This window comes from Flavobacteriales bacterium (assembly GCA_026129465.1).
GTDB lineage: Bacteria > Bacteroidota > Bacteroidia > Flavobacteriales_F > PHOS-HE28 > PHOS-HE28.
In genome coordinates this window covers 3654457-3675859 of sequence record JAHCIA010000001.1, presented here as the reverse complement: position 1 = coordinate 3675859, position 21403 = coordinate 3654457, and the positions used below count along the sequence as shown (strand labels likewise).

At 62.5% G+C, this 21403-nt stretch carries 21 protein-coding genes and 5 tRNA genes; 1 reads left to right on the top strand and 25 read right to left on the bottom strand.

The features are described from left to right. Positions 1-156 precede the first annotated feature (156 nt). The 17 genes from rplL to KIT10_15465 form a co-directional block, all read right to left on the bottom strand. On the bottom strand, positions 157-534 hold the full coding sequence (gene rplL, locus KIT10_15545; protein ID MCW5900670.1) for a 50S ribosomal protein L7/L12: 378 nt from the start codon (positions 532-534) through the stop codon (positions 157-159). A gap of 67 nt (positions 535-601) precedes the next feature. Beyond that, positions 602-1135, bottom strand: a complete 534-nt coding sequence (gene rplJ / locus KIT10_15540) for a 50S ribosomal protein L10 (GenBank protein MCW5900669.1) — start codon at positions 1133-1135, stop codon at positions 602-604. 19 nt (positions 1136-1154) lie between these two features. Continuing rightward, complete coding sequence (gene rplA, locus KIT10_15535; protein ID MCW5900668.1) at positions 1155-1847, bottom strand: 50S ribosomal protein L1; 693 nt, start codon at positions 1845-1847, stop codon at positions 1155-1157. A 3-nt stretch (positions 1848-1850) separates the two neighbouring features. Next, positions 1851-2288: a 50S ribosomal protein L11 gene (gene rplK, locus KIT10_15530; protein ID MCW5900667.1), complete on the bottom strand. Its 438-nt coding sequence runs from the start codon at positions 2286-2288 to the stop codon at positions 1851-1853. A gap of 62 nt (positions 2289-2350) precedes the next feature. Next, positions 2351-2905, bottom strand: coding sequence for a transcription termination/antitermination factor NusG (gene nusG / locus KIT10_15525; protein MCW5900666.1), 555 nt, complete (start codon positions 2903-2905; stop codon positions 2351-2353). Continuing rightward, positions 2905-3138 (bottom strand): preprotein translocase subunit SecE, encoded by a 234-nt coding sequence (gene secE, locus KIT10_15520; protein ID MCW5900665.1) that lies wholly within the window; start codon positions 3136-3138, stop codon positions 2905-2907. Before secE ends, nusG begins: the two co-directional genes overlap by 1 nt. Positions 3139-3156: 18 nt before the next feature. Beyond that, positions 3157-3229 (bottom strand) — tRNA-Trp (locus tag KIT10_15515). A gap of 79 nt (positions 3230-3308) precedes the next feature. Beyond that, complete coding sequence (gene tuf, locus KIT10_15510; protein ID MCW5900664.1) at positions 3309-4496, bottom strand: elongation factor Tu; 1188 nt, start codon at positions 4494-4496, stop codon at positions 3309-3311. A gap of 91 nt (positions 4497-4587) precedes the next feature. After that, a tRNA-Thr gene (locus KIT10_15505) sits at positions 4588-4662 on the bottom strand. Between the two features lie 57 nt (positions 4663-4719). Continuing rightward, a tRNA-Gly gene (locus KIT10_15500) sits at positions 4720-4792 on the bottom strand. Between the two features lie 87 nt (positions 4793-4879). After that, positions 4880-4965 (bottom strand) — tRNA-Tyr (locus tag KIT10_15495). A gap of 16 nt (positions 4966-4981) precedes the next feature. Beyond that, positions 4982-5054: transfer RNA gene (locus KIT10_15490), tRNA-Thr, on the bottom strand. A gap of 216 nt (positions 5055-5270) precedes the next feature. Beyond that, a complete protein-coding gene (locus tag KIT10_15485; GenBank protein MCW5900663.1) occupies positions 5271-6161 on the bottom strand; it encodes a tyrosine-type recombinase/integrase in 891 nt (296 codons plus the stop codon). Between the two features lie 63 nt (positions 6162-6224). Next, entirely contained in the window at positions 6225-6416 is a 192-nt protein-coding gene (rpsU, locus tag KIT10_15480) for a 30S ribosomal protein S21 (protein MCW5900662.1), read from the bottom strand. 88 nt (positions 6417-6504) lie between these two features. Further along, the gene (locus KIT10_15475; GenBank protein MCW5900661.1) at positions 6505-7650 is read right to left on the bottom strand and encodes an acyl-CoA dehydrogenase family protein; all 1146 of its coding nucleotides are present in this window, start codon (positions 7648-7650) and stop codon (positions 6505-6507) included. A gap of 2 nt (positions 7651-7652) precedes the next feature. Then, on the bottom strand, positions 7653-8186 hold the full coding sequence (locus tag KIT10_15470) for an adenine phosphoribosyltransferase (protein ID MCW5900660.1): 534 nt from the start codon (positions 8184-8186) through the stop codon (positions 7653-7655). Further along, positions 8183-9118: a helix-hairpin-helix domain-containing protein gene (locus KIT10_15465; GenBank protein ID MCW5900659.1), complete on the bottom strand. Its 936-nt coding sequence runs from the start codon at positions 9116-9118 to the stop codon at positions 8183-8185. Before KIT10_15465 ends, KIT10_15470 begins: the two co-directional genes overlap by 4 nt. Before the next feature lie 139 nt (positions 9119-9257). Between KIT10_15465 and KIT10_15460 the strand changes: the two genes are divergently transcribed. Then, positions 9258-10850, top strand: a complete 1593-nt coding sequence (locus KIT10_15460; protein MCW5900658.1) for an alanine:cation symporter family protein — start codon at positions 9258-9260, stop codon at positions 10848-10850. 4 nt (positions 10851-10854) lie between these two features. Here the strand turns inward: KIT10_15460 and KIT10_15455 are convergent, their stop codons facing one another. The 8 genes from KIT10_15455 to KIT10_15420 all read right to left on the bottom strand — a co-directional run bounded on the left by KIT10_15455 (position 10855) and on the right by KIT10_15420 (position 21316). Then, positions 10855-11799, bottom strand: coding sequence for an SDR family oxidoreductase (locus KIT10_15455; protein MCW5900657.1), 945 nt, complete (start codon positions 11797-11799; stop codon positions 10855-10857). A 58-nt stretch (positions 11800-11857) separates the two neighbouring features. Then, positions 11858-12088, bottom strand: a complete 231-nt coding sequence (locus KIT10_15450; GenBank protein MCW5900656.1) for a PspC domain-containing protein — start codon at positions 12086-12088, stop codon at positions 11858-11860. Between the two features lie 62 nt (positions 12089-12150). Further along, a complete protein-coding gene (locus tag KIT10_15445) occupies positions 12151-13524 on the bottom strand; it encodes a DUF2851 family protein (protein ID MCW5900655.1) in 1374 nt (457 codons plus the stop codon). A 97-nt stretch (positions 13525-13621) separates the two neighbouring features. Continuing rightward, positions 13622-14458, bottom strand: a complete 837-nt coding sequence (gene pyrF, locus KIT10_15440) for an orotidine-5'-phosphate decarboxylase (GenBank protein ID MCW5900654.1) — start codon at positions 14456-14458, stop codon at positions 13622-13624. Positions 14459-14633: 175 nt separating this feature from the next. Next, complete coding sequence (gene prfA, locus KIT10_15435) at positions 14634-15716, bottom strand: peptide chain release factor 1 (GenBank protein MCW5900653.1); 1083 nt, start codon at positions 15714-15716, stop codon at positions 14634-14636. Between the two features lie 49 nt (positions 15717-15765). Next, on the bottom strand, positions 15766-16932 hold the full coding sequence (locus tag KIT10_15430; GenBank protein MCW5900652.1) for a phosphoribosylformylglycinamidine cyclo-ligase: 1167 nt from the start codon (positions 16930-16932) through the stop codon (positions 15766-15768). 60 nt (positions 16933-16992) lie between these two features. Further along, positions 16993-19008 carry an OmpA family protein gene (locus tag KIT10_15425; protein MCW5900651.1) on the bottom strand — a complete coding sequence of 672 codons (2016 nt, stop codon included), beginning with the start codon at positions 19006-19008 and terminating at the stop codon, positions 16993-16995. 115 nt (positions 19009-19123) lie between these two features. Further along, the gene (locus tag KIT10_15420) at positions 19124-21316 is read right to left on the bottom strand and encodes a glutamine synthetase III (GenBank protein ID MCW5900650.1); all 2193 of its coding nucleotides are present in this window, start codon (positions 21314-21316) and stop codon (positions 19124-19126) included. Positions 21317-21403: the final 87 nt, after the last annotated feature.

Here is a 21403-nt window from a genome sequence, read left to right as displayed (position 1 = left end):
GTGGACGACGGTGGATGGACGTGAGCGATCCTGTTCTTACATCGCCGGGCGCTGGATCGGGAGCGGCCGGCGGGAGGTCATGATGATCACCGCACAGCCGGAAAGGCCCGCCTTGGGGCCTCTCCGTGCTGGCGTGACGCGAGCGCGTATGGGTCCTTACTTGACCTCAACTTCGGCGCCGGCTTCCGTGAGCTGTTGCTTGAGGGATTCGGCGTCCTCTTTGGACACGCCTTCCTTCAACGGCTTCGGAGCACCGTCGACGAGGTCCTTGGCCTCCTTCAGGCCCAAGCCGGTGAGCTCCTTCACGAGCTTCACCACGGCCAGTTTGTTCTGGCCGCCATGCTTGAGGATCACGTCGAAGCTGGTCTTGGCTTCGGCGGCTTCGCCGCCACCAGCGGCCGGACCAGCGGCTATGGCCACGGCGGCCGCGGCCGGTTCGATCTTGTATTCGTCCTTGAGGTACTGGGCCAGCTCGTTGACCTCCTTTACGGTAAGGCCTACCAGTTGATCGCCCAGGGCTTTGATATCTGCCATCTTGCGGGGGTTGTTACAGTGGTTGAGGAGAAGCTATCGTGGAAGTGCGTAACGCGTTGGGTCTTGTTCAGGCGGCCCTTTCTTCGAGGGCTTTCACCAGGCCGGCGATCTTGTGGCCACCGCTGCCCTGCAGGCCGCTGATGACGTTCTTGAGCGGGCTCTGGAGCAGCGCGATGATGTCGCCGACGAGCTCCTCCTTCCCTTTCAGGTTGGCGAGCATCACCAGTTGCTCATCACCCACGAAGACGGCCTCGTCGATCCAGGCGCTCTTCAACGCCGGTTTCGTCTGGTCCTTCTTGCGGAAGCCCTTGATGAGCTTGGCCGGAGCGTTGCCCTTGCCGGCGATCATCAGGCTGGTCTGCCCCTTGAGGGTGGGGATCACTTCGCTGTAATCCTTGCCTTCCAGGCTTTCCATCGCCTTGCGGAGCAGGGTGTTCTTCACCACGCGCAGGGTGATGCCCTGCTGGTTGCAGGCGCGGCGCAGCTGGCTGGTGGCCTCGGCGCTCATGGAGCTGGTATCGGTGAGATACAGCACGTTGGTGGCCTTGATGGCCTCGGCCAGCTCGGTTATCTGCTGGTTCTTTTCGTCGCGGGTTGCCATGGTCGTTGCTGGTCGTTTGTCAGGCCAGGGCGCGGGTGTCAACCTTGACGCCGGGGCTCATGGTGCTGCTGATGGAGATGCTCTTGATGTAGGTGCCCTTGGCGGTGCTGGGCTTCAGCTTCACCAGGGTCTGGATCAGCTCATTGGCGTTGGCGCTGAGCTTGTCGGCATCGAAGGAGGCCTTGCCGATCACCGCGTGGATGATGCCGGCCTTGTCCACCTTGAAGTCGATCTTGCCGGCCTTCACCTCGCGCACGGCCTTGGCCACGTCCATGGTCACCGTGCCGGTCTTGGGGTTGGGCATGAGGCCACGGGGACCGAGCACACGGCCCAGGGCACCCACTTTGGCCATCACGGCGGGGGTGCAGATGATCACATCCACGTCCGTCCAGCCGCCCTTGATCTTCTCCACGTAGTCGTCCAGGCCCGCCATGTCGGCACCGGCGGCCAAGGCTTCCTCGCACTTGGCGGGGTCGGCCAGCACCAGCACCTTCACATTCCGGCCGGTGCCATGGGGCAGGCTCACGGTGCCGCGCACCATTTCGGTGCTCTTCTTCGGGTCCACGCCCAGGCGCACGGCGATGTCCACCGTGGCGTCGAATTTGGCGGTGCTCACCTGCTTCACGATGCGGGTGGCCTCCTCCAGGCTGTAGGTCTTGGCGGCGTCGTACTTGGTCAACGCCTCCTTGCGCTTTTTGCTCACGTTCGCCATGGCTCAGAAGGGCTTTTCGCCGGTTACGGTGACACCCATGCTGCGGGCCGTGCCGGCCACCATGCTCATGGCGCTCTCCAAGGTGAAACAGTTGAGGTCGGGCATCTTGTCCTGGGCGATGGCCTTCACCTGCTCCCAGGTGATGCTGCCCACCTTCTTGGTGTGGGGTTCGCCGCTGCCGCCCTTGATCTTGGCCGCCTCGATGATCTGCACCGCGGCGGGCGGGGTCTTGATGATGAAATCGAACGACTTGTCCGAATAGACGGTGATCACCACCGGCAGCACCTTGCCCGCCTTGTCCTGCGTGCGGGCATTGAACTGCTTGCAGAAATCCATGATGTTCACCCCCTTGGCACCCAACGCGGGACCTACGGGAGGCGAGGGATTGGCCGCGCCGCCCTTGATCTGGAGCTTGACGAGACCCGAAACTTCCTTGGCCATTGTTCCTGTTTTATGTCCTGCTGACGTACGCCCTGCGGCGGACTCGGACGGTTATGCTCTGTTCAGACCTCCTTCTCCACCTGCATGAAGCTCAGTTCGAGCGGGGTACGCCTTCCGAAGATCTTCACCATCACCTTCAACTTCTTCTTCTCCTCGTTGATCTCCTCGATCACGCCATTGAACCCGTTGAAGGGCCCGTCGATCACCTTCACACCCTCGCCCACATGGTAGGGGTTGTGGTTGGTGGCATCGGCATCGGCCAGTTCATCCACGGTGCCCAGGATCCTGTTCACTTCGCTCTGGCGCAGGGGCACGGGCTCGCCGCCTTTCTCGGCGCCAAGGAAGCCGATCACGTTCGGGAGGTTCTTGATGCTGTGGGCGATCTCGCCGGTGAGGTCGGCCTCCATGAGCACGTAGCCGGGGAAGAAATTGCGCTCCTTGCTCACCTTTTTGCCGTCGCGGATCTGGAAGAACTTCTCCATGGGGATGAGCACCTGAGAAACGTGGGTGCCCATGTTGGTGCGCGACAGTTCCAGATCGATCAATTCCTTGACCTTCTTCTCCTTGCCGCTGATGGCCCGGATGACATACCACTTCTTGGTGCCGACCGCCGTCATCAGGTGAGCATTTTGTAGATGAAGCCGAGTATGCCTTTCCAGACGCCGGTATCACCCGCGCCCATGTTCTGCACGCCAAAGACGTAGTCCATGACGAAGATGATGCCCGACACGATGAGGGCCGCCACAAGCACCACGATGGCGCTGCTCTGGAGTTCCTTCCAAGTGGGCCATGACACCTTGTGGACGAGTTCGGTGTAGCTCTCGGTGAGATATGTCTTGAAGCTGGCCACGAGTTCTGGTTTCTTGGGCACGGGTGGCAGGAATCGAACCCGCAGCCTACGGTTTTGGAGACCGTCGCTCTACCAATTGAGCTACACCCGTTCGTTCGTACTGTGGTTCTCCGGGGCGGCGAGGGCCGCCCACCGAAAGGCGGACGGCCCTGCTGACCTTGGTGCTATGCTTACTTGATGATCTCGGTCACCTGGCCGGCACCCACGGTACGGCCACCCTCGCGGATGGCGAAACGCAGGCCCTTGTCCATGGCGATGGGTACGATCAGTTTCACGCTGATGGTCACGTTGTCACCGGGCATGATCATTTCACGGCCGGCCTCCATCGTGATCTCGCCCGTCACATCCGTGGTGCGGAAGTAGAACTGGGGGCGATACTTGTTGTGGAACGGGGTGTGGCGGCCACCTTCCTCCTTCTTCAGCACGTAGATCTCGGCCTTGAATTCGGTGTGCGGGGTGATACTGCCCGGGGCGGCGATCACCATGCCACGACGGATCTGGGTCTTTTCGATGCCACGCAGGAGCAGACCCACGTTGTCACCGGCCTCGCCGCGGTCCAGCAGCTTGCGGAACATCTCCACACCCGTGCAGGTGCTGTTCATCTTCTCCTCCTGCATGCCGATGATCTCCACGTTGTCGCCGGTCTTCACCACGCCGGTCTCGATGCGGCCGGTGGCCACGGTACCGCGGCCGGTGATGGAGAACACGTCCTCCACGCTCATCAGGAAGGGCTTGTCCACCTCGCGGGGGGGAACAGGGATCCAAGTGTCCACGGCACCCATCAGTTCCATGATCGTGTCCACCCACTTGGGCTCGCCATTGAGGCCGCCCAGGGCACTGCCGCGGATCACGGGGGTGTTGTCGCCGTCATACTCATAGAAGCTGAGCAGCTCGCGGATCTCCATTTCCACGAGGTCCAACAGCTCGGGATCGTCCACCATGTCCACCTTGTTCATGAACACCACGATCTTGGGCACGCCCACCTGGCGGCCCAGCAGGATGTGCTCGCGGGTCTGGGGCATGGGTCCGTCGGTGGCGGCCACCACCAGGATGGCGCCGTCCATCTGGGCGGCACCGGTCACCATGTTCTTCACATAGTCGGCGTGGCCCGGGCAGTCCACGTGCGCGTAGTGGCGCGCCTCGGTCTGGTACTCCACGTGGGCGGTGTTGATGGTGATGCCACGCTCTTTCTCCTCGGGTGCGTTGTCGATGGAGTCGAAGCTGCGCATCTCGGACAGGCCTTTGTCGGCCAGGACCTTGGTGATGGCCGCGGTCAACGTGGTCTTGCCATGGTCAACGTGACCGATGGTGCCGATGTTGACGTGCGGCTTGGTGCGTTGAAAAGTCTCCTTTGCCATTGTCGTTCGGTCGTTGGTTGTTGTTCGATGTATCCGTTCTTCGGTCGTTGTACAGGGCCTGGTGTCAACTGGTCGGTCGCAAATGATCGCGTGGAGCCTTTGACGGGAATTGAACCCGTGACCTCTTCCTTACCAAGGAAGTGCTCTACCTCTGAGCTACAAAGGCTTGGTCACCAGGAGGCGGACCTCCTTGGGTGAGGCGCCCATGCCAAGGGCGCCGTAGAGCGGGAGACGAGACTCGAACCCGCGACATTCAGCTTGGAAGGCTGATGCTCTACCAACTGAGCTACTCCCGCTTGAAGGGACCGGTGAAGTGCTGACCCGTCCAGCCCGTGACCCCTGGCTATCAGCTTCGGGGCTATCGGGGGTCGGCTCCGAGATGATGGTGGGGAGAGCAGGATTCGAACCTACGAAGTCGTAAGACAGCAGATTTACAGTCTGCCCCCGTTGGCCACTTGGGTATCTCCCCATGCTATGGCTCTCGGAGCCAATGGAGGGACTCGAACCCACGACCGGCTGATTACAAATCAGCTGCTCTACCAGCTGAGCTACATTGGCCTGTACAACAAGGGAAAGAACGCGCCTTTCACCCCCTTCGGGAGAACGAACCCCCCGAATTGGGCCTGCAAATGTAGCAAGAAACCGTTCGCTACCAAACAGTCGAAGCACGCCAGAAGGAAGACCGGGAGGCACGTCGGCCACAGGGTTTGGAACCACCCCTGACCATACCGGGTATGGCCTCGCATGGAACCCGCCGCGCCGGCCGGTCGGCCCTCACCCACCACCCCGGGGATGGGCCTGGGCGTGGACCTTGCGCAGCTTCTCCACCGTGTTGTGCGTGTACACCTGGGTGGCGGCCAGACCGGCATGCCCCAACAGCTCCTTCACGGCATTGAGATCGGCGCCATGCTCCAACATATGGGTGGCGAAGGTGTGCCGAAGCACATGGGGGCTTCTCCGCGATTGCGGAGTGACCAGGCCCAGATACCTCGCCACGATCCGTTGCACGGCACGCCGCGAAAGGGGCTTGCCATGCTCGTTCAACAGCAAGGGGCTTCCCTGCCCGGCACCGGTTTCGGCCCCACTCCGCACAGCCAGGTAGCCAGCGAGCCGATCGACCAATTCATCGCCCAGGGGTATGATCCGTTCCTTGTTCCGCTTGCCCAAGACCCGCAGGGTGCGTGCGGCCAGATCGACATCCTGCCCTTTCAGCCCGAGCAGTTCGGCCAAGCGCATCCCTGTTCCATACAACAGTTCCAATACCAGCCGGTGCAGGCGGCCTTGGTACCCCTCCGGCCAGATCGCGGGATCGAACAGTTCGTCCATGCGTCTTTCCTCCACGAATTCCGGGAGGCGCTTGGGCGTCTTGGGCGGATCGAGCAGGGCGGTGGGTTCGTTGCCTATGCATCCGGTGAGCCTGGCGAAACGGAAGAACCCCCGCAGGGAGCTGAGCTTCCGGTTGACGCTGCGCGGACCCGTCCCACCCTCCATCAGCGACATCATCCACGCACGCACCATCGGACCGGTGGCCATCTCGGGCTGGTCAAGGCCCTGGGCGGCCAGGAAGGAGGCGAATTGCCCGAGGTCCCGGCGATAGGCCGCCACGGTCAAAGGACTGGCGCGCCGCTCGAAAGCCAGGTGGTCCAGGTAGCGACCGATGAGCATGGAAGCAAAAAAGGCGAAAAGTCCGGTGGACCCTTCGCCTTGAGGACGTGAAGATCGCAGGGTCTATTGTTCCTGCGAGTAGGTCTTGAGCTTGTAGGCCGCCCGGATGATCTCCTTGCGACGTGCCACGGAAGGCTTGGTGAAGGCCTGGCGCCTGCGCAACTGGCGCATGGTGCCGGTGCGCTCGAACTTCTTCTTGAACTTCTTGAGCGCCTTGTCGATGCTCTCGCCTTCCTTGACCGGGATGATCAGCATGTTGTTTTCTCTATCGGGGCGGCAAATATAGCGCGATGATCGAAAGTCGCAAACGATGCCATGGGTCGGCCTTGGGCCCGTACGGTGCTCATCCCCGCAGGATGTCCCGGCCGATGACCAGCTTCTGGATCTCGCTGGTCCCCTCCCCGATCGTGCAAAGCTTGCTGTCGCGGTAGAATTTCTCCACGGGGAAGTCCTTGGTGTAGCCATAGCCGCCATGGATCTGCACCGCTTCATTGCTGGCCCACACGGCCACCTCGCTGGCGTAATACTTGGCCATGGCACTCTCCTTGGTCATCTTCTTCCCCCTGTTCTTCAGATCGGCCGCCTGCAGGGTGAGGAGTTCGGCGGCCTCGATGCGGGTGGCCATGTCAGCCAGCTTGAAAGCGATGGCCTGGAAGTTGGCAATGGGCTGGCCGAATTGTTCACGCTCCCTGGCATACTTCACACTGGCCTCGAAAGCGCCCCTGGCGATGCCCAGACTGAGGGCGGCGATGCTGATGCGCCCCCCGTCGAGAACCTTCATGGCCTGCTGGAATCCCTCGCCCACCTGTCCCAGAATGTTCTCCTCGGGCACCCGGCAGTCCTCGAAGATCACCTCGGCGGTCTCGCTGGCGCGCATGCCCAGCTTGTTCTCCTTCTTGCCCGCCTTCAATCCCGGTGTGCCCCGCTCGATCACGAAGGCGGTCATGCCCTTGCTGTCCAGTAATTCACCCGTACGCACGATGGCCACCACCACATCCCCGGTGATCCCATGGGTGATCCAGCACTTGGTGCCATTGAGCACCCATGCATCGCCATCCTTCCGCGCGGTGCATTTCATGCGCATGGCATCGCTACCGGTGTTGGGCTCGGTCAAGGCCCAGGCACCGATCCATTGGCCGGACGCGAGTTTGGGCAGCCACCGACGTTTCTGCTCCGCGTTGCCGAACTGGAGGATATGGCCGGTGCAGAGACTGTTGTGCGCCGCCACGCTCAGGCCCACGCTGCCACAGATCCGGGCCACCTCCACAATGGTGGAGATGTACTCGAAATAGCCCAGGCCTGCACCTCCATACTCCTCCGGCACCAACACACCCAGCATGCCGGCGGGACCGAAATGCTCCCGGAACAACTCCACGGGGAAGTGCTGGCGCTCGTCCCAATCCATCAAATGGGGGCGCAATTCACGCTCACAGAGGTCGCGCACGGCCTGCGCGATCATGTTCTGGCTTTCGGTGGTGGTGAACTCCATGGTCAATAGGTCTTCAGGGCAACGACCCTGGCGTTGTAAGGTTCGAGTTTGCGCAGGCCCCCGAGAAAAGCCAGTTCGATGAGGAACGAGAATCCCGCGATGTGCCCACCCTGCCGCAGCACGAGTTCAGCGGCGGCCGCGGCCGTGCCACCGGTGGCGAGCAGGTCGTCATGTACCAGCACCCGCATGCCGGGCCGCACGCTGTCCACATGCATCTCCACTTCCGCACTGCCATACTCCAGGTCGTACTTGTAGGACACGGTCTTCCATGGGAGCTTGCCCTTCTTGCGCACGGTGAGGAATGGCACACCCAGCGCGAGCGCCAGCGGCATGCCGAAAAGGAAGCCCCGGCTTTCGATGCCGGCGATCGCGTCCACCGGCACATCCTGCAGGCGTTCCCGGAATCCCTCGGTGATGGCCCGGCAAAGGAGCGGGTCCTCCAGCACGGGGGTGATGTCGCGGAAGAGCACGCCCGGCTTGGGGAAATCGGGTACCGCGCGGATGGCGGCCTCGAGGCGTTCTTGCAAGGCGGTCACTCCACGCTGAGGTAGGGCGCAAGTTTACGGAAGGCGTCCTCATCGATCAGGTGGCAACCGCGAATGTCGGCCACCTCGCGGAAGGGTCCGTGCTGCTGCCGGTACGCGATCAGGGGTTTGGCCAGTTTCCAGCGCGCGTACGGATGTTCCGCCAACTCCTCCACCGTGCAGGTGTTGATCGCGATGCGCCGCACACTCAGGCTGTCCACCACAAGCAGTTCGCGCACACGATCCAAAGCATCTGGTTTGTCCTTCAGCACATATACCTCGCCCAGTTGGTCCAATGAGACGAAGCCTCCCAACATGTCGCGATAGCGAAGGATGCCCCTGGCGAAGGACGGCCCGATCCCAGGCAGGGCCACCAATTCCGCGCTGTCCGCCGCGTTCACTTCCACTTTTCGCCATGCCGGGCGATCGGCCCTAGGGCGCACCACACGCTCCGCCTTCGTTTCCCGATCACCCGGTGATCCGCGCGCCATGCGATCGTACCGGGGTGTGCGGGATAGGCTGTCCGGCAGCAGGATGAAGGACTCTAGCCGCTCGTATTGGCCTGGCCGCAGGCTGTACAGTTTGGCCACATCTCCCTTCACCCGAAAACGCCCGCCCTTGGACATGTATCGTTCGATACCATCCACCTGGCGCGTGGTGAATCCCAGTGCGATCCATTCACCCCTGGAAATGGTGTTCGGGTCGAATGGGAATGGTTCGGCGAACGAAGTATCCGGAACGGATGCGGCATGACGTTCGGCGGCCCAGCTTCGCATCTCATCCATCAGCGGACCCAGATCGGGTTGTTTGGGACGAATGACCCATTGCTCGAACACCACCCAGATGCTGAGCAGGACCAGCAACAGCATCATCAGCAGGAAGCCCCTGCGTTCACCGCTGTGCAGGGAAAGAAGATCGTTGATCTGTTCCCTGAGGGGTTTCAAGGGGCCGGACATACGCATGCCTTCTGGTGGACCCCGGAAACGTCCGATCCGAAGATAGGCGGTCCGCGCATGCGACAGCGGCATCGGACCAGCCGGGAAGATCATAGTTTTACCTCCCACCCCAGCCCCTTCCCTACCCATGCGGATCCTGCTCCTACCGGCCACCCTCCTGCACTCCCTCATGTTGTCGGCCCAGGACGGACCCGGGTTGGATGAACGCATCGATCAGGCCTTTGGCCAGGCCACCGGCTGGTTCGTCCGCTTGATCTTCTACCAGTTCGAGGTGGGTGGGGTGATGATCCCCTGGGTGCTATTCCCACTGATCCTGGGCGCGACTTTCTTCACCATCTACTTCCGGGCACCGGGCATCCGGCTTTTCCGCGTGGCGGTGAACACGGTGCGGGGCAAGTATGAACGTGTGAAACAGCTCCCTGCGGACCTGAACATTGTGGAGGGCGACGTACCGGACACGATCCGCATTGAGAGCAGCGAGGGCGAGGTGAACCATTTCCAGGCGCTGACGGCGGCTTTGAGCGCCACGGTGGGCCTGGGCAACATCGCCGGCGTGGCGGTGGCCGTCACCGTGGGTGGGCCGGGCGCCACCTTCTGGATGATCCTGGCAGGCCTGCTGGGCATGTCGTCCAAGTTCGTTGAATGCACTTTGGGCGTGTCCTTCCGCGAAGTGGACGCCACGGGCAAGGTCTATGGCGGCCCCATGTACTACCTCTCCAAAGGCCTCGCGCAACGCGGCATGGCGAACCTGGGCAAGGTGCTGGCGGTGGTCTTCGCCGTGATGTGCGTGGGAGGATCCTTCGGCGGTGGCAACATGTTCCAGGTGAACCAGGCCGCGAGCATCTTTCTCGGCCGCATGGGCATGCAGGCCGGTCATGCGGGCACGGTGTTCGGCGTCATCATGGCCGTGCTGGTGGGCATCGTCATCATCGGTGGCATCCGCCGGATCGCCACGGTCACCGAAAAGATCGTCCCCTTCATGGCGGTGCTCTATGTCGGTGCGGCGGCGATCATCATCTACATGAACGCGCAATACGTGCCTGCGGCTTTCACGGCCATCATCCAGGGTGCCTTCGCGCCGGTGGCCATCGCCGGCGGCTTCCTGGGCGTGCTGGTGCAGGGCTTCCGCAGGGCGGCCTTCAGCAATGAGGCGGGCATCGGCTCGGCGGCCATCGCCCACTCGGCGGTGAAGACCAAGCACCCGGCCAGCGAGGGCATCGTGGCGCTGCTGGAGCCCTTCATCGACACGGTGGTGATCTGCACCATGACCGCCCTGGTGATCGTGATCTACAACGTGCAGGGCTTCTTCCCATACGGCGCCGCCGATGGTGCGGCGGTCTTCAGCGACGGCCGCGCGCTCACCGGTGTGGACCTCACCACGCACATCTTCGAGAGCGCCATCCCCAATTTCTCCTACGTGCTCACCGTGGCCGTGGTGCTTTTCGCCTTCTCCACCATGATCAGCTGGTCGTACTACGGCCTGCAGGCATGGACCTACCTCTTCGGCAAGAGCATGCGTTCGGCGAATCTGTACAAGCTGCTCTTCTGCGTGTTCGTGGTGGTGGGCGCGGCGTCCAACATGGGCAGCGTGCTGGATTTCAGCGACGCCATGATCTTCGCCATGATGGTGCCCAACATGATCGGCCTGGTCATCCTCTACCCGGTGGTGAAGGACAAGTTGACCGAGTACCTGGGGTCGATCAAGGTGAAGAAGGGGTGACTGTTCAAGGACTGGGCGATCGGAGGTTGCTCGCGGGTCGGGGGATCCGCTGGTCCAACTGACCGGATACCACGGCGAGACCTTCCTCGAAAGAACGAGGCGCGTAGCCCAGCACGCGACGGGCCTTGTCCAGTACGAAGCCCGTCCTGGGTGGGCGTTTGGCGGGTTGGCCCAGCGAGTCACTCTTGATGGCCGTCACCACCGAGGTGTCCAGGCCGAAGAAGGTACCCACACGCCGCACCAGTTCCAGAATGCTCATCCCATCGGGGCCGCTGAGGTGGAAGATGCCGGTGGCATGCCGCTTCGCGATCCGGATGCATCCGTCGGCCAGATCCTCGGCCAGCGTGGGCATGCGCCACTGGTCGTCCACCACGCGGATGGGTTCACCTTTTTCCAATGCGCCCTTGGCCCAGAGCACCACATTGCTTCGGCTGAGCCCGGGCGCCACGCCATACACGATGATGGTGCGCACGATGGCCCACTTCTCCAGCCCGGCTTCCATCACCAGCCGTTCACTGTCCAGTTTGCTGCGGCCGTAGACGCTGAGCGGGGCGGGTTCGTCCTCCTCGCGGTAGGGACCGGCCTCACCATCGAAGATGAAGTCCGTGCTGAGGTGGATGAAGTGGCTGCCACAGCGCTTGGCCGCGTCCACCAAGTGTTTCGTGGCGGTGACATTCTGCGCCTGGCATGCGGCGGGGTCCAATTCACAAGCATCCACATTGGTCATGGCGGCGGTGTGGACCACCACCTCCGGCTTCACACCACCGAATACGGCATCCACTTCGGACCGCACGGTGATGTCCATGCTCCGGTAGCGGTCGCCCAAGGGTTCCGGGCTGCGGTCAGCGCCGCGGCTGGTCGCGGTGAGCTCCACTTCCGGGTCATTCCGCAAGGCGGCCACGAGTTTCTGGCCCAACAGGCCGTTGCTGCCGGTGATCAGGATGCGCATGGCGGCGAAGCTATCGCCAGCGGGCCATAACCCGTTCCAGCCCACGGAAGCGTAAAGACTACAAGTCCCAAACGGTACTCCGCCGGCTGAAAGGATGCTTGATGCGCTCCTTGTGCTGGAGCACGAAAGCCATGACCAGGTAGACCACCAGATGCAGGCCCGCCGTGACAAAGCTGAGGTAGATGAAGCTGAGGCGCACCTGCTCGGTCTTCACGTTGAGCTTCTGGGCCCACCACTCGCAAACCCCGAAAGCTTGGCGCTCGAACCAGGTTTTGATGTGATCGATCATGTGCTGGCGTTGTTGGTCCAATGGGGGCTTGGAGAACGAAGGTTGGGGATCTTCCGAAACATTCAACCTCCAACCGAACTTCCACTCCCCTTGACGGTACCCCGCAGCAGTTGGTTGCCGATACCGCAAGATAAACAGCGCCGTGGGGCGCAATAGCTGTTCTTCAGTTCCAACAGGGCTTGTCCTCTTCCCGCCGAGTCCGCCGGCAGGCCAAGGGAACCCCAACCATCGAGCAGGCTGTTCCTTTCCGCGGGAAGCTGTTCCAGCAGGCGCAGCGCGCGATCGCGGTACGCTGAACGCCCCAGCAGGCCGCCCAAGGCGAATAGCGCTGGCACCACCGCGTTGATGATGAGATGATCGGTGCCGATGCGACCCAAGCGTTTGGGCTGTGGTGTGCTTGGTCTGTCGAACTGGTAGTGGTCGGTCCAGTAAGGACTGGCCAGCAACTCCAAGTGTTGCCGCAACAATAGAGCGTCGTCCTGTTCCAGCAGTTCCGAGAAGGTGCCGTCGCAGCGCATGAGCAATTGGGCCAATTGTGCGATGCGCACAGTGGGAAAATTGACCGGCCGCATGCGCGCGAACTTCCAAGCCGCCACCGGTGCGGGACGCAGGCCGTGCATGTGCGCCAGAAGAACATGTTCCTCCTGCAAGCGGCGTGGGAAGGCATCCACGAAGTCCACCTGCAGCATGCCGGCCTGGCCGAAGAGCAGGGCCTCCGTGCGCATGGCATCATCGCGGTACTTGAGCAGCACCTTCAGGGGCAGGGCGTGGGCCAGCATGCCGAAGGGTTCGGCGTTCACCTTCAGACCGAAGGCTCGGGCGAGCAGGTGGTACACGGTCTCTGCCGGGTCTTGGCCCAATTGTCGGAACAGGTCTTCCACATGGGCGGTCTTGCGCTCCAAACGTTCGACCAGGACACGCTCCAGCCAGGCACTGGTGCGCATGGGTTCGGCCCGGTCCAACAGCCGGGCACAGGGAACGAACGCCTGGCCGCGCATCAACTCCAGATGCAACGAGATGCTGTCCGTTGAGATGCGGGTAAGAAGTTCCACAGTGGGCGGCACATGGCCGCGAACCGTGTGCACCTCAGCGTCATGCGTATAGACCACATGCAGCACCACGTTCTCGTAGGCCGCGTCATGCTGGTGGCCATGGGCGTTCCAATCGCTGGTACGCGGATGCACCTCCACATTGCCCGCCCACAACTGGTCTTCGATCCGCACCAGGGCGCCTTCGAGGTCGGGGCCGCTGTGATGCTGGATACGGCCAGGCCGGATCACTTCCACCGGGCGTCCGTCGGTGGTGCGCAGCGCATGGGTGTCGTACAGACCCTGCTCCCAGATGAATTGCAGCAGGTCCTCGCCATAGGGGAAGGCGGGGTCAAGCAGTAGATCGTGGAATTGACCACGGGTGCCGCGGAGATATGCCAGTGGCATCGTGTTCCGCTGGCGATCCACTGAGGCTTGATGGGGCATGGCGCTTCCCGATGACGATCATTCCGTCGATCCGGAGACGCATAATATAGTGCGGCTTTCAGTGGACGGCTGGCGGCGCTTGCGATACGATCCGGCTGGCCATGGCCCGTTGCAGCACGCGGGCAGCTTCACGCGCGGCGGGGATCGCCTCCTCCCCTTTTCCCGCGTACAGGATGCCCCGGCTGCTGTTGATGAGCAATCCACCTTCACCGGTCATGCCGGCATCCAGGACCGCATCCAAGTCCCCGCCTTGGGCACCCACACCAGGCACCAGGAAGAAGTGCCGTGGTGCCGATCGGCGTGCTTCAGCCAGCGTATCAGGCCGGGTCGCCCCCACCACGAACATCAGTTCATCCGGCGTGCCCCACTCCGCGGACCGGCGCATGACCACCTCGAAGAATCGCCGTTCCCCGTCGGCCTTGAGGAACTGGAAATCCTCGGCGCCCGGATTGCTGGTGACCCCCAGCACGATGCCCCATTTGCCCGGCCTGCCCATGAAGGGCGCAATGGAGTCGCGGCCCATGTAAGGCGAAAGGGTCACGGCGTCCACCTCCAGGCGATCGAAAAAGGCCTCGGCGTATTTGCGGGCGGTGTTGCCTATGTCGCCGCGCTTGGCATCGGCGATGATGAAAAGATCCCCCTTGCTGCGGATGTACGCGATGGTGGCCTCCAGGTCGAGCCAACCCTGGTCGCCGAGGGCTTCATAGAAGGCGAGGTTCAGCTTGTAGGCCACGGCCAGGTCATGTGTCACTTCCACGATGGCCTCGTTGTAGGCACGTACCGGATGGCTTTCGTGCCGGAAATGCTCTGGGACGAGGTGCTCCTCGGTGTCGAGCCCCACGCAAAGCAGGCTCTTCTTGCGGCGGATGATGGCGACGAGCTCGGAACGGGTCATGCGGGGCAAAGGTCGGAAGGAAGACCGCAGAGGTGCAGGGGCACATGGAACAAGGATCGACCCAGGGCCGGGACCACGACCCGTGTCCATGATGGCCCGGCCTATCGATCCACCCTGTGCCCGCCGCGACTCCGGGCCCCTGTCTGCCGACAGGCAGGTCCGTGGTATTCGAACCTCAGATACCCGCCTCGGCTTTCAACTTCTCCGTGCGTTCGGCCAATTGCAGCGCATCGATGATGTCCTGCAGGTCGCCGTTCAGGATCTCCGGCAGGTTGTGCACGGTGAGCTCGATGCGATGGTCGGTGACGCGGCTCTGGGGGAAATTGTAGGTGCGGATCTTGGCGCTGCGGTCGCCGCTGCTCACCTGGCTGCGCCGCTGGGCGGCCACGGCGGCCTCCTGGGTGCGCACTTTCTCCTCATAGAGCTTGGTGCGCAGCATGTCCATGGCCTTCATCCGGTTGCCGAGCTGGCTGCGCTCTGTCTGGCACATCACCACGGTTCCTGTGGGGATGTGCGTCAGACGCACCTTGGTCTCCACCTTGTTCACGTTCTGCCCACCGGCGCCACCGCTGCGTGCGGTCTCCATCCTCACGTCGCTCTCCCGCAGGTCCACGTCGGTCTCCTCCGCCTGGGGCAGCACGTTCACCGTGGCGGCGCTGGTATGGATGCGTCCCTGGGCCTCGGTGGCGGGCACACGCTGCACGCGGTGCACACCGGCCTCGAATTTCAAGGTGCCATAGGCGCCTTCGCCGATCACGTTGAAGACCACTTCCTTGTAGCCGCCCACGGTGCCTTCGCTCACGTCGGCCACCTCCACCTTCCAGCCACGGCCTTCGCAGTAACGGGTGTACATCTTGTAGAGGTCGCCCGCGAACAGGCTGGCCTCATCGCCACCGGTGCCCGCGCGCAATTCCACGGTGCAATTGCGCGCATCATTGGGGTCCTTGGGCACCAGCATCAGGCGCACCTCCTCCTCCATGGCCGCGATGGCCTCCCGGCTGGCATCGCGCTCCGCACGGGCCATTTCGAGCATATCGGGATCCTTCTCCGTGCGCAACATCTCCTCGGCCCCGGCCAGGTCGTCGTGCAGGCGCTTGAAGCGGAGGAAAGCTTGTTCGATGGACTCCAGGTCGCGGTAGCTGCGGTTGAGCTCCACGAACCTCTTCTGGTCCGAGATCACTGCCGGGTCGGCGAGCTGCTTGCCGATCTCGGTGCGGCGGTCCGCAAGGGAGGAGAGCTTGGCGAGGAGGTCGGACATGGTGGAGGAGGACACCGAGGTGCGGAGGCGCGGAGAACAGCGGTGTGGTTCAGGAATACATATAGGTACCGTGTTCGCTGCGCAGGACCACCTCTTTCGCGGGGGCCGGTTCCACACGGCCGATGACCTTGGCGGCGATGCCGAAGGACCCGCTGATGGCGATGATCTCCGCGGCGCGTTGCTCCGGTACATAGAACTCCATACGGTGGCCCATGTTGAAGACCTTGTACATCTCCTCCCAGGTGGTGCCACTCATGCGTTGGATGGCGGCGAACAGCGGAGGGGCCGGGAAGAGATCATCCTTGATGACCCGCAGCCCTTCGATGAAGTGCAGCACCTTGGTCTGGGCGCCGCCGCTGCAGTGCACCAGGCCATGGATGTCCCGCCGCATGACCTCCAGCACCTGCTTCACCACGGGCGCGTACGTGCGTGTGGGTGAGAGGACGGCCTGGCCGAAGTTCAATGGTGTCCCTGCCAACTGGTCGGTAAGCAGCACCTGGCCACTGTATACAAGGTCATCAGGCGTACCCGGATCGAAGGTCTCCGGGTACTTGGTGGCCAGCGCCTTCGAGAAGACATCGTGCCGGGCGCTGGTGAGGCCGTTGCTGCCCATGCCGGCGTTGAAATGGTCCTCATAGGAGGCCTGTCCATCGCTGGCCAGCGCCACGATCACGTCACCCGCCCGGATGCGTGCGTTGTCGATCACCTCGTCGCGCTTCATGCGCGCCACCACGGTGCTGTCCACGATCACGGTGCGCACCAGGTCGCCCACATCGGCGGTCTCACCGCCTGTGCTGCGGATGCCGATGCCCAGGGATCGCATCTTTTCCAGAAAGCGCTCCGTGCCTTCGATCAGGGCGCCAATGACTTCACCGGGAATGAGCCGCTTGTTGCGCCCGATAGTGCTGCTGAGCAGGATGCCATCGGTGAGGCCCACGCAGAGCAGGTCATCGAGGTTCATCACCACGGCATCCTGCGCGATGCCGTGCCAAACGCCGAGGTCGCCGGTCTCTTTCCAATAGGCATAGGCCAATGAACTCTTGGTGCCGGCACCGTCCGCATGCATCACGATGCAATGGGCATCGCTTCCCGTCAGCGTATCGGGCACCACTTTGCAGAAGGCCTTCGGGAAGAGCCCCTTGTCCAGCGAGGCGATGGCCTTGTGGACATCCTCCTTGCTGGCGGAAACACCACGTTGGTCGTAGCGGCTGGCCATGGAGCGGGGGAAAAAGAAGAAGCATCCCGGGAGGGGATGCTTCTTCTCCTGGGTCAAGGTCTAATTGTTCGGTGCGGCCCCATTGTTCTCCTTGGGCACGTGATCCCAGCTGAGCACCTTCATGTCGGTGCGGCGGTTCAACTGGTGCGCGGCCTCCTTCTCCTCCTTGGTGGCCATCTTGTTGATCTGGTCCATGGTGATGCGGGGCTCATCGGCACCACGGCCCACGGGCACCAGGCGCGCCGGATCGACGCCCAGGGTCACCAGGTAATTCACGCAGCTCTGGGCGCGCAGTTGGCTCAGTTCCTTGTTGCCGCCCTTGTAGGTGCGCGTGGGGCGGGCGTCGGTGTGCGAACGCAGTTCCACCACCAAGGTGGGGTTGTCGATCAGTGTCTGGTAGGCCACCTGCAGGGAGTCCTTGCTGGCGTCGAGCAGGGCGAATTTGTCGGTCTCATACAGGATCGTGGGCAGCAACACCACGCCACCCACCACGGCGGGTTGCAGGAAATACTCCTTGACGAAGGTGGTGCTCTCGGTGAGGCCCACGGTGGTGATCTGGTCCTTCACCACCAGGTAGCCTTCCTTCTCGGCCAGGATGCTGTAGCTGGTGTTCTCCTTGATGAAGCGGTCCTTGCCGCTCTCGGCGAAGGCGAAGCCGCCGTTGTCGTCGGTGAGGGCGCTGAAATTGCTGCCATCGGTGCCCACCACGCTGATCTTGGTGCCGGCCAGGGGCTGACCCGTGCTCTTGTCATAGGCGGTTCCCTGCAGGGCGAAGACCATGTCGGGCATGTTGAAGCGCCAGATGTCATCCATGCCTTTGCCGCCCGGACGATTGCTGGTGAAGAAGCCGCGGTCGTTCTCTCCGTCGAAGATGATGGCGAAGTCGTCCCAGGCGCTGTTGATCGGGGCCTTCAGGTTCTCCACCTGCCCCCACTGCATGTCGCCGGTGGGTTCAGCGCGGTAAATGTCCAATCCGCCCATACCGGAGTAGCCGTTGCTGGCGAAGTAGAGGCTGCCGTCGTGGCGAATGAAGGGGAAGAGTTCGTCGCGGTTGGTGTTGATATCGGCACCCAGGTTCACGGGCTGGCCCACGGGCTTGCCCTCGGCGCTGAGCTTCACCGCATAGAGGTCGCGCCCACCGCGGCGACCTTTCACATCCATGTTGCCGGCAAAGACCATATAGGCGTCGTTGGGGCCTAGGGCCGGGTGGCCCACGGTGGTGGTGTCATCCTTGCCAGCGCCGGCCTTCAAGGGGAGCATCTCGGGTTCGCTGAAGTTGTTGCCCACCTTCTTGCTCATCCAGATGTCACACCCATAGACCTTCTTCTTTTCCATGGGGCACCGGGTGAAGTACATGATGGTGCGCTTGCTGTTGAAGATGGGGGCGCCCTCGTTGCCGGGGGTGTTGATGAAACTGGGCAGCTTCACCGGCTCGCTCCACTTGCCCAGGCGATCGCGCGTGCTGGAGAAGAGGTCGGAGAAATTCTCCCCGGTGATCTGGTCGGTCTCGGTGCCCGTGGCGGCCTGCCGTGTGCTGGAGAAGACCACGGATTCGTTCTTCTTGTCAGCGAACCCTGGCGAGAAGTCCATCTGCGGCGTGTTGAGCAGCACTTCAGGCGACACGTCATAGCGCGTGGGGCTGTCCTTCCACTTCTGGGCCATCTGGGAGGCGGCGATGCCGGCGTCCGCGCGGACGTCGCCCGGGCGCTTCTCCTTGTAGCGGTTGAAGGCCGCGATGGCTTCCGCGTACTTGCCCTGTTGCTTGAGCGATTCGCCGATCCAGTAGTAGGTGATGGGGTCGGCATACTGGGCCTTGTTGGCCTTGTCGTACCACACCTCGGCCTGCTGCATGTCGCCGAGCATGCGGTAGCTCTCGGCCACCTTGAAGATCAGTTCGGCCTTGGTACTGGCCTTCTTCTCCACGGTGTAGGCCTTCTTGTAGAGCTCTATGGCGTTGAAGTAGAAGCCCTTGCCATAGGCATCATCGGCCTCTTCTGCGAGTTTGCCCTGCGCCATCAGGGTGGTGGGGAACGACAGGCCAATGGCCAGGACCGCCAAAAGGATGCGTGTGATCATCGTGTGTGGTTCGTGAGTCCGTATGGAGCCGGGCGAAGATAAGCAGATCCCGGAACGGCGAACGCCGGGCGAACCGCCCGGCGTTCCACCATTGATCGTGGGGTCCCCGATCCGCTCATCGCGTGAAGAGCAACTCGCGCATCTTGGGCAATGGCCAGAGTTCGTCGTCCACCAGCAGCTCCAACTTGTCGCTCTGGTAGCGGATCCGGTCCAGGAAGGGCTTCACCTCATCGCAATAGGCGATGGCCTTGTGCCGTGGGTCGTCGACCTTGTTCGCCTTCTTGCGGGCCTCCACCATGTCGTGCACCAGACCCATGATGGCCGCGATGCGCTCGCTGATCTCCTCGATCAGGGCCAGTTGGACAGCGGTGGCCTTCTTCACCTTGTCGGCCGGCAGCACATCCTTCAGGCCGCGAACATTCTCCAGCAGACGGTTCTGGTAGGCGATGGCCACGGGCACGATGTGGTTCTTGGCCAGGTCGCCCGCCACACGGCTTTCGATCTGGATCTTCAGTGTGTAGTTGTGCAGCCCGATCTCGTGGCGCGCCTCGGCCTCCACCGGGCTGAGCACGCCCATGCGCTGGAACAGGTCCTGGGTCTCCTTGCGGGTCCACACGTCCAAGGCACGCGGGGTGTCCTTGATGTTGCTCAATCCCCGGGCGGCGGCCTCCTTCACCCATTCCTCACCGTAGCCGTTGCCCTCGAAACGGATGGCCTTGCTCCGGGCGATCACATCGCGCAGTACGCGCAGGATGGCCTCATCTTTCTTGGTGCCCTTGGCGATGAGACCCTCCACCTCCTGGTGGAAGGAGATCAGCTGGGCGGCCACGATGGTGTTGAGCACGGTCATGGGGCCTGCGCAATTGGCGCTGCTGCCCACCGCGCGGAACTCGAACTTGTTGCCCGTGAAGGCGAAGGGGCTGGTGCGGTTGCGGTCCGTATTGTCCAACAGCACGGCGGGGATGCGGCCGATGTCCAGCTTCAGTTCCGTCTTCAACTCGGGACTCATCCTGCTCTTCACGTTCCGCTCCAGTTCGTCCAGCAATTTGGAGAGGTGCTCACCGATGAAGACGCTGATGATCGCCGGGGGCGCCTCGTTGGCACCCAGGCGATGATCGTTGCCGGCACTGGCGATGCTGGCCCGCAGCACATCCGCGTGGTTGTGGATCGCCGCAATGGTGTTGACGAAGAAGGTGAGGAATCGCAAGTTCTCCTTCGGGGTCTTGGCCGGCTTCAACAGGTTCACGCCCGTGTTTGTGGCCAGGCTCCAGTTGTTGTGCTTGCCGCTGCCGTTCACGCCGGCATAGGGCTTCTCGTGCAACAACACCCGAAAGTCGTGCTTCTGTGCCACCTTCTCCATGATGTCCATGAGCAGCACGTTGTGGTCAACGGCCAGGTTCATCTCCTCGAAGACCGGAGCGCACTCGAACTGGTTGGGGGCCACCTCGTTGTGGCGCGTCTTCACCGGGATGCCCAGCATGAGGGCTTCGGTCTCGAAATCGCGCATGAAGGCCCGCACCCGGTCCGGGATGCTGCCGAAGTAGTGGTCCTCCAACTGTTGGCCCTTGGCGGGTATGTGGCCGAAGAGGGCCCGACCGCTGAGCATGATGTCCGGCCGTGCCATCAGCAGGGCCTTGTCGATGAGGAAGTATTCCTGCTCCCAGCCCAAGGTGGAGTACACCTTGAGGACATCCTTGTCGAAGTACTGGCAGACCGCCGTGGCCGCCTCATCAATGGCGCGTATGGCGCGCAGCAAGGGCATCTTGTAGTCCAGCGCCTCGCCGGTATAGCTGATGAAGATGGTGGGGATGCACAGCGTCCGGCCGATCATGAAGGCCGGGCTGCTCGGGTCCCAGGCGGTGTAGCCCCTGGCCTCGAAGGTGTTGCGTATGCCTCCGCTGGGGAAGCTGCTGGCATCGGGCTCCTGCTGCACCAGCATGCTGCCATCGAAGCGTTCGATGCTGCGCCCACCACTGATCGGCTCGAAGAAGGCGTCGTGCTTCTCAGCGCTGAGGCCGGTAAGCGGCTGGAACCAGTGCGTGTAGTGCGTGGCGCCCTTGGTGGCGGCCCATTCCTTCATGCCACTGGCCACCTGGTCGGCCAGTTTGCGATCGATGCGCGAGCCGTAGGTGATGGCCTGCCGTACGGCGTACCAGGCATCCTCGGTAAGGAACATCCGCATGGCGTCCTCATTGAAGACATGGGCACCGAAGTAGTCGCTGATGCGCTGTGAGGGGGGGTCGCTGAAACGCGGACTGCGGTTCAGCACATCTTCAAGGGCTTGATGGCGCAATTGGGGGGTGGACATGAAAATTGTTGTGTTTTCGGCGGCGAAGGTATTTCGGACAAGGGGGTATGCCGGAATTTTCACTGGCAATTCTTTTGAACACCCCGT

What these genes read in the sequence shown, in the direction of transcription:
- rplL (MCW5900670.1), bottom strand. Translation starts at nt 534, where the DNA reads ATGGCAGATATCAAAGCCCTGGGCGATCAACTGGTAGGCCTTACCGTA.
- rplJ (MCW5900669.1), bottom strand. Translation starts at nt 1,135, where the DNA reads ATGGCAACCCGCGACGAAAAGAACCAGCAGATAACCGAGCTGGCCGAG.
- rplA (MCW5900668.1), bottom strand. Translation starts at nt 1,847, where the DNA reads ATGGCGAACGTGAGCAAAAAGCGCAAGGAGGCGTTGACCAAGTACGAC.
- rplK (MCW5900667.1), bottom strand. Translation starts at nt 2,288, where the DNA reads ATGGCCAAGGAAGTTTCGGGTCTCGTCAAGCTCCAGATCAAGGGCGGC.
- nusG (MCW5900666.1), bottom strand. Translation starts at nt 2,905, where the DNA reads ATGACGGCGGTCGGCACCAAGAAGTGGTATGTCATCCGGGCCATCAGC.
- tuf (MCW5900664.1), bottom strand. Translation starts at nt 4,496, where the DNA reads ATGGCAAAGGAGACTTTTCAACGCACCAAGCCGCACGTCAACATCGGC.
- KIT10_15485 (MCW5900663.1), bottom strand. Translation starts at nt 6,161, where the DNA reads ATGCTCATCGGTCGCTACCTGGACCACCTGGCTTTCGAGCGGCGCGCC.
- rpsU (MCW5900662.1), bottom strand. Translation starts at nt 6,416, where the DNA reads ATGCTGATCATCCCGGTCAAGGAAGGCGAGAGCATCGACAAGGCGCTC.
- KIT10_15475 (MCW5900661.1), bottom strand. Translation starts at nt 7,650, where the DNA reads ATGGAGTTCACCACCACCGAAAGCCAGAACATGATCGCGCAGGCCGTG.
- KIT10_15460 (MCW5900658.1), top strand. Translation starts at nt 9,258, where the DNA reads ATGCGGATCCTGCTCCTACCGGCCACCCTCCTGCACTCCCTCATGTTG.
- KIT10_15455 (MCW5900657.1), bottom strand. Translation starts at nt 11,799, where the DNA reads ATGCGCATCCTGATCACCGGCAGCAACGGCCTGTTGGGCCAGAAACTC.
- KIT10_15450 (MCW5900656.1), bottom strand. Translation starts at nt 12,088, where the DNA reads ATGATCGATCACATCAAAACCTGGTTCGAGCGCCAAGCTTTCGGGGTT.
- KIT10_15445 (MCW5900655.1), bottom strand. Translation starts at nt 13,524, where the DNA reads ATGCCACTGGCATATCTCCGCGGCACCCGTGGTCAATTCCACGATCTA.
- pyrF (MCW5900654.1), bottom strand. Translation starts at nt 14,458, where the DNA reads ATGACCCGTTCCGAGCTCGTCGCCATCATCCGCCGCAAGAAGAGCCTG.
- prfA (MCW5900653.1), bottom strand. Translation starts at nt 15,716, where the DNA reads ATGTCCGACCTCCTCGCCAAGCTCTCCTCCCTTGCGGACCGCCGCACC.
- KIT10_15430 (MCW5900652.1), bottom strand. Translation starts at nt 16,932, where the DNA reads ATGGCCAGCCGCTACGACCAACGTGGTGTTTCCGCCAGCAAGGAGGAT.
- KIT10_15425 (MCW5900651.1), bottom strand. Translation starts at nt 19,008, where the DNA reads ATGATCACACGCATCCTTTTGGCGGTCCTGGCCATTGGCCTGTCGTTC.
- KIT10_15420 (MCW5900650.1), bottom strand. Translation starts at nt 21,316, where the DNA reads ATGTCCACCCCCCAATTGCGCCATCAAGCCCTTGAAGATGTGCTGAAC.